The organism is Lutibacter sp. B1 (assembly GCF_012524075.1).
Classification (GTDB): domain Bacteria; phylum Bacteroidota; class Bacteroidia; order Flavobacteriales; family Flavobacteriaceae; genus Lutibacter.
This window is the reverse complement of record NZ_JAAZUI010000005.1, coordinates 89,763-103,177: the sequence shown is the minus strand read 5'-3', so window position 1 is coordinate 103,177 and position 13,415 is coordinate 89,763. Positions and strand designations below refer to the sequence as shown.

Below are 13,415 nucleotides of genomic sequence, written 5' to 3'. Positions count from 1 at the left end.
ATGAAGCGTTTAATTATAATTATAGGATTGTTTATTTTTGGATTAGAATATTCTGAAGCTCAACAATTACCTCAGTTTACACAATATATGTATAATACAATCTCTATAAATCCTGCTTATGCAGGAAGTAGAGAAGCACTTAGCATAGTTGGCTTAAATAGAAATCAATGGGTTGGTTTTGATGGTGGCCCACAAACACAAACATTATCTATTCATTCTCCATTAAGAAACGAAAAAATAGGATTAGGTTTATCTTTAATTAATGATGAATCCGGTTATGAGAAATTAACATTAGTGTATGGTGATTTTTCATACACAATACAAGGTAGTGAGGAACTTAAAATTAGTTTTGGTTTAAAAGCAGGTATGACTTATTATAAATTAGATGATGAATTATATACATCAATAGATGTTACCCAAGATCCATTTTTTGAAGATAAAATTGACAGATGGGATTCTAATTTTGGAGCAGGGATATTGCTACATACCAATAAATGGTATTTTGGTGTATCATCACCAAGATTAATTAATCATGATTTAAATAAGGATAAAGAGTATAAATCGCTAGAAAGAGTTCATTATTATGCTCTAGGTGGTTATGTATTTGATTTAAATAGTACAATTAAGTTTAAACCATCTTTTATGGTTAAATATTTAAAAGGTGTTCCTTTATCAACAGATGTAACTGCAAACTTTTTGTTTAATGAGAAATTTTGGTTAGGTGCTTCATACAGAATTAACGGGGAACAAAGAGATTTTGGTGCACTTGCAGATTTTCAAGTCACAGATCAATTCAGAATTGGATATACATACGAAATACCAACAGGAGATATTAGAACATATACTTCTGGTTCACACGAAATTTTGTTAATGTATGAGTTTAGGTTTATGAAAAATAAACAAAAATCTCCAAGATACTTTTAACCAAATAAAGATGAATATTATGAAAAATTATAAACTTTTATGTATTGCCTTTGTTTTGATAAGCACATCAGTATTTGGTCAAACAGCAAAACAAAAAAGAGCAGAAAAACAATTTGACAACTTTTCATTTGTAAAAGCTATTAATACTTATGAAAAGTTAATTGATACAAGTTTTAATCAATATTACGCAATGAGAAAACTAGGCGATGCTTACATAATGTTGCGTCAGCCGGAGAAAGCATTACCTATTTACGAAAAAGTTGTTCAACAAGAAAATGTTCCTTCTGAATACTATTTATATTATGCTCAAACTTTAAGAGCTAACGGTGATTATAAGGAATCTAAGAAATGGATGAAAAAATTTAAAGATGCCGGAAATAAGGAAGATTCTCGTGTTAAAGAATTTTTTAAGAATGACGATTTAGCAAGTGCAATTTTTAATTCAAAAGAAAAAAATACGCTTAAAAAACTCAATATCAATACCAAATATAACGATTTTGGAGCTGTTGTACTTAATGATAATTTAGTTTTTGCATCGTCAAGAAATGAAGGCGTTTCAATTAAAAGAGTTTATGCTTGGGACGGTCAACCTTTATTAGATATTTTCCAATCTCCTATTGAAGGTGGTACTGTTGATTCAACTGAAAAATTAGCAGGAGAAGTTAATTCAATTCAACATGATGGTCCGGCAACGTTTAATACCAGCGGAACAAAAATGTACTTTTCAAAAAATAATTCTGATGGTAGTAAAAAAATAACAGATGAAAAAGGAATTATGCAAGTTGGTATATTTAGTGCTGATTTGGTTGATGGTAAATGGGTAAATGTTAAGCCTACAAATCTTAACAATCCAAATTATATAGTTTATCATCCATCATTAAGTAAAGATGGTAAAAAACTGTATTTTGCTTCAGATATGCCGGGCGGTTTGGGAGGAACTGATATTTATGTTAGCGATGTAAATGCTGACGGAAGTCTGGGAACTCCAAAAAATTTAGGAACTATTGTTAATACTGAAGGTAATGAAGCATTTCCTTTCATTCACCAAGAAGAAGGAACATTGTACTTTTCGTCTGATGGGCATGTTGGTTTGGGTCTTTTAGATATTTTTGCTTCTGTAAAAAATGAAAATGACGAAATTGTAAATATTATAAATCTTGGAGAGCCAATAAATAGTAAAAAAGATGACTTTGGATATTATTTATCGGACGATGGTTTTAAAGGCTATATTTCATCAAACAGAAAAGGTGGAGTTGGAGGTGATGATATTTATGCATTTACCAGAATTCCGCCGTTAACATTGAAAGGTCAAATTTTTGATGCTGTTAATAGCGAACCTGTTGAAGGAGCTAAAGTTGTTTTAGCAAGAGAAAACGGTGAGGAAATTGCTTATTTTATAACTGGGAGAAATGGTAAATACGAACATTTGATTGATAGAGATCAAAAATTTGTTTTAAAAGGATCGAAGCATAAATATCAAGATGTTGAGAAAGGATTTAACTCATTTGGCTTAGAAAAAGAAAAAGAAATTGTTGTTGATCTGAATATTGGTTTAGAGCCTGTTAGAGATGTGGTTGTTTTAGCCGATTTAGAAACAATTTACTTTGATTTTGATAAATTTAATATTAGACCTGACGCAGCAATTGAGTTAGATAAAGTCGTAGCACTTATGAATAAATATCCTGAAATGGTAATTAGATTAGAGTCACACACTGACAGTAGAGCGGATGATCAGTACAATATGGACTTATCTAATAGAAGAGCAAAATCTACCTATGATTATATTATTTCTAAAGGCATAAATTCTGAAAGAATCACTAAATATGAAGGATTTGGAGAGTCTCAGTTAGTAAACAAATGTTCTAATGGTGTTAAATGTACCGAAGCTGAGCATCAACTTAACAGAAGAACAGAGTTTATTATCATAAAAATGAAATAAACTTAAAAAAAAATAGCAGTCGTATTTACACTTCTTGATTATAACTACCGTTGTGGGGACGACAATTTTCTCAAGTACTAAATTACGGCTGCTTCTTAATTTAATATGCTACACCTTTTGGTGTTATGGTTTCACCTTTACTGTTCTTATATGTAAATCCAGGAACTAAAGTGTTAATATAAATTTTAGCCTCACTTTTTTTTTCATTTAACAAGTTCTTTATTACACTTAAATGACTTGTGTTTTCAAGTTTTTTAGAAGAAGATTCCATTTTGTTGTGGGGTTTAAGGTTGTAAAAAAAAGTATTAATTTTATTCAAATCTTTGGGGTTGTTTAAATTATTTATTTATAAAAATTTGTGTAAAGTAATTTCTACCGTTATTATCAGACTTTGTTGAAATACCAAAATGAGTAAAATTAGGATTTTCAATTACTTTTCGGTGAGCATCACTGTTTAACCACCCGTTTAAGGCACCTTGTGCAGTACTATAACCGTAAGCAACATTTTCGGCAACTGTTTTTGCTTTTGCATTTTTCATTAAAACTTGTGCACGTTCACCAAAATTATCATGGTTAATTTGCCCAACTTCTATCATGTAGTTTGTATGCCCGTCAGCAACTCCAGACACTATATCTAAAGAGTTTAAAGCTTTCATACCTAATTCAGCTCTATGCGCATTTACTAAATCTAATATCTCTAATTCAATATCCGAATAGGTTACGTTTACTGTATCAATTACTTCGGCAGTTTCATCAAAATAAATACCATCATCTTCCTTAGCACAAGAAAATAATAAAAAACTAATAAGGGCTAGGGGTAAAAGTTTTAATGCAAGTGTTTTCATTTTTGTGGGGTTTTTGGGGTTAAATTAAAATCAGAAGTGGTTAAGCTTTTATTTTATATGTGGCATTACCACTGCTGATTTTACCATTCTTACTAAAAAACTATTTCTTACAATTATATTAATGAAATTTGGGGTTTAACAACTATACCGGATTTTTAAATCATCAAGCTTATTTTACATCAAATAAACTTGATGATTACATCCTTTTTCTTACTCTAAGATTAATTTGGTTATGGGGTCGACACTTATTTAATCAAATTAAAATTTTTAAATCAAAAATTGGGGTTTGAACTTTTGAACAGTGCTAAAGTAGTAAAAAAAATGAAACGAACAAGGGAAAAAGTAAAAAAATTACCATTTATTATAAAAAACTTACCGTTTATTAGATTAAAATGACATTTTATATGTAAAAGAAGTATATTTCATTGTGTATAATGATACCATTTGTTTATAAAAATAAGCATTTTATTGTAAAAAGCAAACATAAAAAAAGCGATATTTTATTAAAATATCGCTTTTAACATAACAGTTTTTTCTATTTTAAAAGACCTGCTCTTTTTAATAAAGCATTAGTATCGGGTTTTTTTCCTCTAAAATTGGTGTAAAGTTTCATTGGTTTTTCAGTTCCTCCTTTTTGGAGAATGTTTTCTTTAAACTTTTGTGCTATTTCTTTATTGAAAATGCCATTTTCTTTAAAATAGTCAAAAGCATCGGCATCTAAAACTTCGGCCCATTTATACGAATAGTAACCTGAAGAATATCCTCCTTGAAAAATATGGGAGAAAGAGGTGCTCATACAATTCTCTTTTACATCGGGATATAATTGAGTATTCTCAAAAGCAGTTGTTTCAAATTCTTTTACATTTTTTATTTCACTTGGATTTTGTGCGTGCCATTTCATATCCAGCATACCAAAACTTAATTGACGCAGCGTTTGCATTCCTTCTAAAAAGTTAGATGAATTCTTTATTTTGTTAATTAAATCCATAGGAATTGGTTCTTTGGTCTCATAATGTTTAGCGAACAAGTTTAGAGCTTCTTTTTCGTAACACCAATTTTCAAAAATTTGACTTGGAAGTTCTACAAAATCCCAAAATACATTTGTGCCAGACAAACTTGGGTATGTAGTATTTGCGAACATTCCGTGTAGTGCGTGTCCAAATTCGTGAAACAATGTAGTAACTTCATTAAAAGTTAATAAGGAAGGTTTTGTTTCGGTTGGTTTAGTAAAATTACATACAATAGATATATGTGGTCTCGAATTTTCGTTGTTTTTTATCCATTGGTTTTTAAATGAAGTCATCCAAGCACCATTTCGTTTCCCTTTTCGTGGAAAAAAATCGGCATATAAAACAGCTATAAAATTATTTGAAGAATCAATAACCTTGTATGTTTTAACATCTTTGTGATATGTATCTATGGTATCAATTTCTTCAAAATTTAGATCGTAAAGCAGGTTTGAAATTTTAAAAACACCTTCAATAACATTTTCTAATTTAAAATAAGGTTTTAGCTGTTCTTCTTCTAAATCAAACAATTCTTTTTTTAATTTTTCCGAATAATAAGCTCCATCCCATTTTTCAAGTTGATCAATACCATCTTTTTTGGCAAAGTTTGTAAGTTTTTCAAACTCTTCTTTGGCAGCAGGTTGAGCTTTTAAAAGTAAATCTTCTAAAAAACTGCTAACATTTGTGGGTGTTTCGGCCATACGTTCTTCCAAAACAAAGTGTGCATGTGTTTTATAACCTAATAAGTTTGCTCTTTTATGGCGAAGATTTGCAATTTTTAATACAATTTGCTGATTGTCATTTTTGTTATTTTGAAACGCTTTAGCACCAAATGCAATGGCTAATTTTTTTCGAAGCTCTCTGTCTTCAGCATAGGTGATAAACGGAATATAACTTGGATAATCCAGCGTTATAACCCAACCGTCTTTATTTTTTTCTTTGGCAGTTAGTTTTGCAGCTTCAACGGCACTTTCCGGTAAACCTTTTAATTGTTCTTCCTTAGTTAAATGAAGTTCAAAAGCATTGGTTTCGGCCAATACATTTTCGCCAAAAGTTAGTTTTAATTTAGCAAGTTCGGCATCTATTTTCCGAAGTTCTTTTTTGTTTTCTTCATTTAAATTAGCACCATTTCTAACAAAATTCTTGTATTGTTTTTTTAATAAAGTTTCTTGTTCGGTTGTTAAATTCAATTCATCAATTATATCGTGGATTAGATTTATTCTTTTAAATAAATCTTGATTTAATGTTATATCGTTGGCAAATTCTGATAATAAAGGCGAAACTTCTTGAGCAATTTTTTGGATTTCATCATTGGTTTCGGCAGAATTTAAATTGAAGAAAATACTTGAAATTCTATCTAATTGTTGTCCGCAAAATTCTAAAGCTTCAATAGTGTTTTCAAAAGTTGGTACTTTTTTATTTGAAACAATATTTTCTATTTCAATTTTAGCATGTTCAATAGCCTTTATAAAAGCTGGTTTAAAATGCTCATTTTTTATTTTAGAAAAAGGAGCTGTTTTATAAGGCGTACTAAATGTTTCTAATAGAGGGTTATTCATTTTAAAATGATCAATAAAAGTTAATATTTGCACAAAGATATTATTAAAGTTGTTCCTATAAAAAAATATATTAATTTTGCAGCTTTTTAAAACCCCTTGTGACCTTTTAATTATTTGAGTGTCATAAAGTTTGATTGAGAGTTTGATTTATGAGAAGTTATTTTACAACCCCAATTTTTTTATTGCTGAAAAGCATAATTGTACAAATTAGTACGTTGTTTTTAATAAGTTTAATTTTGTTTTCTTGCACAAAAGAAGAAGAAGTTTTTAAAACTTCTTCAGATAAAATAGGTGTTCTTATTGATACAACTAGCGTTACTTGCACTAGTATAGAAACAGAAATTTTAGATTTAGTAAATGAACACAGGAAAAGTTTGGGAATGCAAACTTTAAAGCCTTTAACTATTATTTCGGCTGTTGCCGAAAGCCATACTAAATATATGATTGAAACCGGTGAAGTTAACCATGATGATTTTTATTTGCGTGAACAAGCATTGGTAAGTGAAGCCGGAGCAAAATCTGTAGCAGAGAATGTTGCGTATGGTTATGTTAGTGCAAGTAATGCGGTTAATGCTTGGTTACAAAGCGAAAGCCATAGAAATATTATTGAAAATCCTAATTTTACCCATTTTGGAATTTCAATTGACACAAATACTGAAGGCAGAAATTATTTTACCCAAATGTTTATTAAAAAGTAACAGTTTATTTTTTAAGTTCTTCAGAAGCTTTGATAACTTTAGCTTTAAGATCTTCTTTATACTGAAGGATTTTATTAAGTACTTCTTTATTGGAACTTCCAATAATTTGAGCAGCTAAAATTCCGGCATTTTGAGCACCATCAAGAGCTACGGTTGCAACAGGAACTCCTCCCGGCATTTGTAGAATTGATAAAACAGAATCCCAACCATCAATTGAATTTCTCGATTTTACAGGAACACCAATAACAGGAAGCGGACTCATAGAAGCAACCATTCCCGGCAAATGAGCAGCTCCTCCGGCACCGGCAATTATTACAGATATTCCTCTTGTGTGAGCATTTTTAGCGTAGTCGAATAATTTTTCGGGAGTACGGTGGGCTGAAACAATGTCAACTTCTGTTTCAATTCCAAAACCTTGTAAAATATCTACTGCTTGCTGCATAATTGGAAGATCAGAATTGCTTCCCATAATAATTCCTACTTTGCTCATAACCTATTTATTTACTTATTACTTTAATTGTATTTTTTACGAATTCAGCAATTTTATGTGCTTCATTTATATCAGTATTAACAATGGTGACATGTCCCATTTTTCTGAATGGGCGTGTTTGTTTTTTTCCGTAAATATGCGGAGTAACACCTTCCATTTTTAAAATTTCTTCCATGTTTTCATAAACTACATCACCTAAAAAACCTTCTTCGCCAACCAAATTTACCATAATTCCGGCAACTTTACTATCGGTTTTTCCTAAAGGTAAATTTAAAATACTTCGTAAGTGTTGTTCAAACTGATTGGTATACGAAGCTTCGATGCTGTAATGACCGCTGTTATGTGTTCGAGGAGCAACTTCATTTACAAGTATTTCATTATCTTCCGTTAAAAACATTTCAACAGCTAAAAGACCGATATGTTTAAAAGCTTCAGCAACTTTTAAAGCAACATTTTTAGCTTTTAAAGCAATTTCTTCAGAAATTCTTGCAGGACAAATTACATATTCAACTTGGTTTGCTTCCGGATGAAATTCCATTTCTACAACCGGATAGGTTTTAGTTTCGCCGTTTTTATTACGAGCCACAATAACTGCCAATTCATTTTTAAAAGGAATCAGTTCTTCAATAATACATTCAGAATTTGGTAACAAAGTTAAATCGTTTTCAGTTTTTACAATTTTAACTCCGGTACCATCATAACCAAATTGAGCTGATTTCCAAACGAAAGGATAGTTTAGCTTTTCTTTTTTTAATTCTTCTACAGAAGAAAATCTTTTGTATGCTGAAGTTGGAATATGATGTGTTGCAAAAAAATCTTTCTGCGTTCCTTTATGCTGAATAATTTGTAGTACACTAGGCTGCGGATAAATTGCTAAACCTTCTTCTTCTAATTTTAAAAGGGCATCAATATTTATATGTTCAATTTCAATGGTAAGTAAATCTACTTTTTTGCCAAAATTGTAAACAGTATCAAAATCCATTAAACTGCCATGATGAAATTCGTTGCAAATTTGAGCACAAGGAGCGTCAATAGCAGCATCTAAAATACAGGTGTAAATATCTAATTTTTGAGTTTCGGAAAGTAACATTTTACCTAGCTGACCGCCACCTAAAACACCTAATTTGAAATTTGAAGAGAAATAGTTTTTCACTTTTTTTACTTTCGAACAAAAATAACAATCTGTTTTTAAATAAGAGCTTAAAAGTTGGTAATATTTAAAGCGGAACTGTTTAAAACATTAACCCTGTATTCTCTTGCAAAATGTTTATTTCCTTTAGTTTGAGGTGAGCCATCAATAATGCTGTACTCACTATTATCGCAAGGGCATTTTAGTTTTAAACTACCATCAAATGTCATTGGAGAATTACAGTCGTTATTTGGACAAGCTCTGTCAAATGCTTTGTATGGCGGATTTCCGGTGCCCATATTGTAAATTACAATACCTTTAACGCCTCCGCTTGTATAAGCCCAGCCACTTGGTGTTTGCAAATCAATATATTGAGGTAAATTTAAATTAACAGTTATATCTACATTAACATCTGGTAAAGAGTCGTTTGTGTCATTTTTTTCACACGATAAAAAAGAAATTGCTACTAACAATAAAATTATTTTGCGCATAGTTAAAGTACAATATGAGTTTATAAAACGATTGCAATTTACAAATATTTTGTACATTTGTGTTTAAATCTCATTCTGGTAATCAGTATTGAGATTTTTTGTATTTATTTAAATGACAAGTTATGAGTAAAATTTCGTATTATACTGAAGAAGGATTAAAAAAATTAAAAGATGAATTGGACTACTTAGAGCATGTAGAGCGTCCAAGAGTTAGTAATGATATTGCTGAAGCAAGAGATAAAGGGGATTTAAGTGAAAATGCCGAATATCATGCAGCCAAAGAAGAACAATCGTTATTAGAGTTAAAAATAGCTAAATTAAAAGAAGTAATATCTAATGCCCGAATTATTGATGAATCTTTATTAGATACTTCAAAAGTATTGATACACTCTACAGTTAAGATGAAAAACACTGTTAACAACATGGAGTTTGTTTATACTTTAGTGGCAGATTCTGAAACTGATATTAAAGCAGGGAAGTTATCTGTAAATTCACCAATTGGTAAAGGTTTGTTGGGGAAAAAAGTAGGTGAAATTGCCGAAATTCAGGTTCCAAGTGGAATTATGAAATTTGAAATTTTAGAAATTACAAGAGGATAATTTTTTTTAAAATATTATAGTAAACCCTTTTCTGTTTGTTAATTGAAAAGGGTTTCTTATTTTTGATTAAAAATGAAATTATGAGCTCAATTTTCACTAAAATAATTAAGGGAGAAATACCATCGTATAAAGTTGCAGAAAACGATGAATTTTATGCGTTTTTAGATATAAATCCAAATGCAAAAGGACATACATTGGTTGTACCAAAACAAGAAGTAAATAAGCTTTTTGATTTAGATGAAGAAACCTATAGCGGCTTAATGAGTTTTTCAAGAAAAATTGCTATTGCAATTGAGAAAGTTATACCGTGCAATAGAGTAGGAATGGCTGTTATTGGGTTGGAAGTTCCACATGTTCATGTGCATTTGATTCCGTTAAAAGAAATGGAAGATATTCAATTTACAAAAAAAGTTAAATTAGAACCTGAAGAATTTAAAGCAATTGCAAAAGCTATTTCAGAAAATTTATAAATTTATTCTTTTTTTAGATTGATAGTAAAGGTAGTTCCTTTGCCTATTTCAGATTTTAAAACCACAATTTTACCATTGTGGTAATCTTCAATAATTCGTTTAGCTAAAGATAAACCTAGTCCCCAACCACGTTTTTTAGTTGTAAATCCGGGTGTAAAAATATTTTGTTGTAAATTTTTGGGTATTCCTTTTCCGGTATCGGTAATATTAATTATTACATTTTTAGCATCTTCTTTAATAATAAGTGATATTTTACCTTTGCCTTCCATAGCATCAATGGCATTTTTAACTAAGTTTTCAATTACCCAGCTAAAAAGTTGTAAATTAATATTGGCAAAAATTTCTTTTTCAGATGTTTTGAAATTAAATTCGACTTGTTTTGAGCTTCTCGATTCTAAATAATTAAAGGAGTTTTTGGTTGCATTAACAATATTGTGTTTTTTAAGAACCGGTATTGAGCCTATTTTTGAAAAACGCTCAGCAATGGTATTTAATCTTTGTACATCTTTTTCAATTTCTTGCACAGTATTTTCATCGGTATTGTCTAATCGTAAAATTTCAATCCATCCTAAAAGCGAAGATAAAGGTGTTCCAATTTGATGTGCTGTTTCTTTAGCCATACCTGTCCAAAGTTTATTTTGTTCAGCAATTTTATTCGACTTAAAGAAAAGGTAAATAACACTTGCAAATAAAAAAAGAATAAGAATTAAAGCTATAGGATAATATTTAAGTTTTGTTAGTAAATCAGAATCTCTATAGTAAATAAATTGCTTTGTATTACTGTTTTTGTATCTTACTAAAACCGGCTCGTTTTGGCTTTTCATAATTGAAAGCTCTTTTAGTAAAAAATCACTTTTTTTTGTTTTTATAGAGTCTAAATTTGACCATAGTGTTATACTGTCTTTTTCATCAGTAATTATCATAGGTATATTATGATTATTACTAATAATTTTATCTTCCAAAGAAATATCAGCATTTAGATCGGCACTGCTAAATCGTTCATAAGCTTTTGCTAAAATTTCCATTTTAATTCTTTCTTCACTTTTAAATTTCTGAAAGAAATCGTACGTATTCCACAAAATAAGAGCTACTATAATAAAAGAAGTTATTATTACAATCCATCTAATTGTTTTTGTATGTTTTTGCGAAGCCATTGCTCAAATATAAAATATATGTTTATAAAACTTTAAAATTAAATCTATATTATTTTACTGTTGAAATTTTTACATTTGTTAAAAACAAGTAAATGTTAAGTTTTGATCCTTCAGAAATATCAATGGCAAAATTGCATGGATATTTATTAAGTGGTATAGAACCTCGTCCAATTGCTTTTACAAGTACTGTTGATAAAAAAGGAATTCCATATTTATCTACATTTAGTTCTTTTAATGTTTTTAGTATCAATCCTCCTGTGTTAATACTTACACTAGTTAAAAGAAGTAAAGGAAGTATGTATAAACAAGTAATAGAAAATATTAAACTAACCAAAGAGGTTGTTATAAATGTAATAAATTATGATATTGTCCACCAAATGTCTTTGTATGAATCTAAAAACGAAAAAGGCATAAATAAATTTGAAAAGGTAGGTTTAAGAACAATTTCTTCTGAAAAAATTAAACCATTAAGACTTGCAGAATCTCCTATACAGTTAGAATGTAAAATTAATGATATTATTGAGTTTAAAGAAGGAGTAGTAGCAGAGAATTTAATAATATGCGAAGTGTTAAAACTCCATATTAAAGAAGAACTTTTAGATGAAAATAAGAATATAGATCAAAATAAGTTAGAACTTATTGCGCATGCAGGAAATAGTTTAAAAACTGAAACTAAAGTAAGTGATTTTGATTTGTCGAAATTAGATGCGCTTGAAGGTATTGGTATTGACTCAATACCTGAAGAAATTAAAAATAGTGATGTGCTGACAGGTAAAAATTTGGCAATGCTAGGCAAAATTATTTCAATTCCCTCTGATGATGATGTTGATAAGTTTACAAAAGATCATACGGAATTTATTGGACTAAATAAGTTAAAAAAACATACATTTGCGAAAGAATTTTTAGAAAAAAAAGATGTAATAAGTGCTTGGAAAGTGCTTTTAATGAAATAATAAAGAGAGAAATGGAAATTACCGGAAAAATTAAAAAAATTGATGAAACTAAAACTTATGGAGCAAGTGGTTTTAGAAAAAGAGAAATGGTTATAACAACAAATGAGCAATATCCTCAAATGTTATTGGTAGAATTTGTACAAGATAAATGCGATCTTTTAAATAGCTATCAAATAGGTCAAGATGTAAAAGTATCCATAAATCTTAGAGGTAGAGAATGGGTAAACCCTCAAGGTGAAGCAGTTTACTTTAACTCAATTCAAGGATGGAGAATAGAAACTTTACAAGCTGAAAGTTCTTCTGAAATTCCGCCAATGGCACCTGTAGAAAATTTTGAAACTACTTCAAATTTTGATGAATCTGAACCTGATGATTTACCTTTTTAGGTAACTTTATATAACTTATTTAAAAAGAGAAAAACGGAAGTTTTTCTCTTTTTTTGTTTCTTTATATTTGTAAAAAATTCATGTATTTATGTTTTTACTTTCAGAAGAATTAATATTTCCTCCGGTTCATTTAGCTAACGAAGACGGCTTGTTGGCTATTGGAGGTGATTTATCTTCGGAGAGGTTGATTTTAGCCTATAAAAGTGGAATTTTTCCTTGGTTTAATCAAGGTGAACCCATAATTTGGTACAGTCCAAATCCTCGAATGGTATTATTTCCTCATAAATTAAAAATTTCGAAAAGCATGAAACAAATCATTCGTAAAAATGATTTTGAAGTAACATTTAATAAAAATTTTGAAGAAGTAATATCAAATTGTAAAAATATTAACAGAAAAAAGCAAAAAGGAACCTGGATTACAAATGAAATGCAACAAGCGTATATAAATTTGCATAAACAAGGTGTTGCAAAATCGGTTGAAGTATGGTTAAATAATGAACTAGTTGGAGGTTTGTACGGAATTGATTTAGGAAATGTGTTTTGTGGTGAAAGTATGTTTAGTAAAATTAGTAATGCTTCTAAAATTGCCTTTATTTATTTAGTCCAAAAATTAGAAAAAGAAAAGTATCAATTAATAGATTGTCAGGTTTATAACTCACATTTAGAAAGTTTAGGAGCTGAAGAAATCCAAAGAGAAGAATTTTTAAAATACTTACATTAATTGATTTTATGTTTATAGAAATTAAGTTCTTTATCTTTGAACTTTAAAAT

The 13,415-nt window shown here is 29.5% G+C and carries 15 protein-coding genes; 8 read left to right on the top strand and 7 right to left on the bottom strand.

The window, feature by feature from the left end; translation table 11 throughout:
- Together HGB55_RS04475 and HGB55_RS04470 are read left to right on the top strand one after the other, a co-directional pair.
- Window positions 1-924: a type IX secretion system membrane protein PorP/SprF gene (locus HGB55_RS04475; RefSeq protein WP_168815034.1), complete on the top strand. Its 924-nt coding sequence runs from the start codon at window positions 1-3 to the stop codon at window positions 922-924.
- A gap of 19 nt (window positions 925-943) precedes the next feature.
- On the top strand, window positions 944-2,863 hold the full coding sequence (locus HGB55_RS04470; protein ID WP_247649179.1) for an OmpA family protein: 1,920 nt from the start codon (window positions 944-946) through the stop codon (window positions 2,861-2,863).
- Between the two features lie 100 nt (window positions 2,864-2,963).
- On the opposite strand, the gene HGB55_RS04465 is transcribed toward HGB55_RS04470, so the two are convergent.
- The 3 genes from HGB55_RS04465 to HGB55_RS04455 all read right to left on the bottom strand — a co-directional run bounded on the left by HGB55_RS04465 (window position 2,964) and on the right by HGB55_RS04455 (window position 6,274).
- Window positions 2,964-3,134, bottom strand: a complete 171-nt coding sequence (locus tag HGB55_RS04465) for a hypothetical protein (RefSeq protein ID WP_168815032.1) — start codon at window positions 3,132-3,134, stop codon at window positions 2,964-2,966.
- 67 nt (window positions 3,135-3,201) lie between these two features.
- Window positions 3,202-3,708, bottom strand: a complete 507-nt coding sequence (locus HGB55_RS04460) for a CAP domain-containing protein (protein ID WP_168815030.1) — start codon at window positions 3,706-3,708, stop codon at window positions 3,202-3,204.
- A 535-nt stretch (window positions 3,709-4,243) separates the two neighbouring features.
- Window positions 4,244-6,274 carry a M3 family metallopeptidase gene (locus tag HGB55_RS04455; RefSeq protein WP_168815028.1) on the bottom strand — a complete coding sequence of 677 codons (2,031 nt, stop codon included), beginning with the start codon at window positions 6,272-6,274 and terminating at the stop codon, window positions 4,244-4,246.
- 149 nt (window positions 6,275-6,423) lie between these two features.
- Here HGB55_RS04455 and HGB55_RS04450 point away from each other — a divergent pair, with 149 nt between their 5' ends.
- On the top strand, window positions 6,424-6,972 hold the full coding sequence (locus HGB55_RS04450) for a CAP domain-containing protein (protein WP_168815026.1): 549 nt from the start codon (window positions 6,424-6,426) through the stop codon (window positions 6,970-6,972).
- Window positions 6,973-6,976: 4 nt separating this feature from the next.
- Here HGB55_RS04450 and purE read toward each other — a convergent pair whose 3' ends face one another.
- The 3 genes from purE to HGB55_RS04435 are packed head-to-tail and all read right to left on the bottom strand — an operon-like array spanning window position 6,977 to window position 9,082.
- Window positions 6,977-7,462: a 5-(carboxyamino)imidazole ribonucleotide mutase gene (gene purE, locus HGB55_RS04445; RefSeq protein WP_168815024.1), complete on the bottom strand. Its 486-nt coding sequence runs from the start codon at window positions 7,460-7,462 to the stop codon at window positions 6,977-6,979.
- 7 nt (window positions 7,463-7,469) lie between these two features.
- The gene (locus tag HGB55_RS04440; protein WP_168815022.1) at window positions 7,470-8,615 is read right to left on the bottom strand and encodes a 5-(carboxyamino)imidazole ribonucleotide synthase; all 1,146 of its coding nucleotides are present in this window, start codon (window positions 8,613-8,615) and stop codon (window positions 7,470-7,472) included.
- A gap of 47 nt (window positions 8,616-8,662) precedes the next feature.
- The gene (locus tag HGB55_RS04435; RefSeq protein ID WP_168815020.1) at window positions 8,663-9,082 is read right to left on the bottom strand and encodes a hypothetical protein; all 420 of its coding nucleotides are present in this window, start codon (window positions 9,080-9,082) and stop codon (window positions 8,663-8,665) included.
- 122 nt (window positions 9,083-9,204) lie between these two features.
- Between HGB55_RS04435 and greA the strand changes: the two genes are divergently transcribed.
- Together greA and HGB55_RS04425 are read left to right on the top strand one after the other, a co-directional pair.
- The gene (greA, locus tag HGB55_RS04430; RefSeq protein WP_168815018.1) at window positions 9,205-9,681 is read left to right on the top strand and encodes a transcription elongation factor GreA; all 477 of its coding nucleotides are present in this window, start codon (window positions 9,205-9,207) and stop codon (window positions 9,679-9,681) included.
- Between the two features lie 80 nt (window positions 9,682-9,761).
- On the top strand, window positions 9,762-10,151 hold the full coding sequence (locus HGB55_RS04425; protein WP_168815016.1) for an HIT family protein: 390 nt from the start codon (window positions 9,762-9,764) through the stop codon (window positions 10,149-10,151).
- Window positions 10,152-10,153: 2 nt separating this feature from the next.
- Here HGB55_RS04425 and HGB55_RS04420 read toward each other — a convergent pair whose 3' ends face one another.
- A complete protein-coding gene (locus HGB55_RS04420; protein ID WP_168815014.1) occupies window positions 10,154-11,305 on the bottom strand; it encodes a HAMP domain-containing sensor histidine kinase in 1,152 nt (383 codons plus the stop codon).
- 92 nt (window positions 11,306-11,397) lie between these two features.
- On the opposite strand from HGB55_RS04420, the gene HGB55_RS04415 reads away from it, so the two are divergent.
- The 3 genes from HGB55_RS04415 (at window position 11,398) to aat (ending at window position 13,365) form a co-directional block, all read left to right on the top strand.
- Window positions 11,398-12,258, top strand: a complete 861-nt coding sequence (locus tag HGB55_RS04415) for a flavin reductase family protein (RefSeq protein ID WP_168815013.1) — start codon at window positions 11,398-11,400, stop codon at window positions 12,256-12,258.
- 11 nt (window positions 12,259-12,269) lie between these two features.
- Window positions 12,270-12,644: a DUF3127 domain-containing protein gene (locus tag HGB55_RS04410; RefSeq protein ID WP_168815012.1), complete on the top strand. Its 375-nt coding sequence runs from the start codon at window positions 12,270-12,272 to the stop codon at window positions 12,642-12,644.
- 88 nt (window positions 12,645-12,732) lie between these two features.
- A complete protein-coding gene (aat, locus tag HGB55_RS04405) occupies window positions 12,733-13,365 on the top strand; it encodes a leucyl/phenylalanyl-tRNA--protein transferase (RefSeq protein ID WP_168815011.1) in 633 nt (210 codons plus the stop codon).
- Window positions 13,366-13,415: the final 50 nt, after the last annotated feature.